This is a genomic window from Lactobacillus nasalidis (genome assembly GCF_016587775.1).
Lineage (GTDB): Bacteria > Bacillota > Bacilli > Lactobacillales > Lactobacillaceae > Lactobacillus > Lactobacillus nasalidis.
In genome coordinates this window covers 1-805 of the sequence record NZ_BOCG01000289.1, presented here as the reverse complement: position 1 = coordinate 805, position 805 = coordinate 1, and the positions used below count along the sequence as shown (strand labels likewise).

Annotated in this window: 1 protein-coding gene; it reads right to left on the bottom strand. The window is 54.5% G+C overall.

Features of this window, described 5'->3' with window-relative positions; all coding sequences use genetic code 11:
* Positions 1 to 93 precede the first annotated feature (93 nt).
* A partial coding sequence (locus lacNas_RS05185; protein ID WP_201346663.1) for a C39 family peptidase occupies positions 94 to 805 on the bottom strand: 712 nt, incomplete at its 5' end.

Genomic DNA, 805 nt, shown 5'->3' with positions numbered 1-805 from the left:
GCCTTAGACAAGATTAATCAGAAAACAAAAAACTGCCTGCAGGCTATCAAAATGATAGTGCAGGCAGTTTTTTTGCGTGAATTCAGCCGCTGGCTAGTAGCTCAAAGCGCGCTGGTGGCCACCAGCCCAGTGCAGGGTTGAGTAGTGGTACCAGAAGCTTGAGGCGGTCATTGAGCTGGCCCGGCCGGTCCAAGGATCATTGTAGTAGATTCTTGAGCCAGAATAGCCGGTCAGCAGGAGGGCGTGGTTAGGGAAGCCATCGACCCAGCTGACCCAAACAACAATGGGATGCTGCTTGCTGAGCAGGCGGCTTTTGAGGGTGGTCAAGCTTGAACCGCTGAGGATTTTACAGCTGCTGAGATACTTTCTGACCATTCTGGCCAGGCCGCTTGGGGCGATCCAGGTTCCTGACCAGGAGTAAGGGTTGCCGATGAAGCCGAGTCTCGGGTTGGAGCTGCGGGGCGTCGCTGCGGCAGCTTGATACTTGCTGATTTTTTTACCGGCGTAGTTCAGCATCATGGTCGCGGCTACGATTTCGCAGCCCGTGACCAGAGGCCGCTGGCCGATTGCTGCGGCATTCATCTTGACGCCGGTGACCGTCCCGGTTTTCGAGCTGATCCAGTAGTTGACCTTTTTGCCGGTGACGTTTTTGAATGCCTTCCGTCCGGTAGTTGGACTGAAGTAATTGTAGCTGCTTTTGTTGACCTTTTGCAGCCCGGTTTTCAAGCGGCCGTTTTTGTCGCTGAGATACCAGTAGCTGCCGTATTTGTGCAGGCCAGTCTGCAGCTGTCCGCTTTTGCTCAGC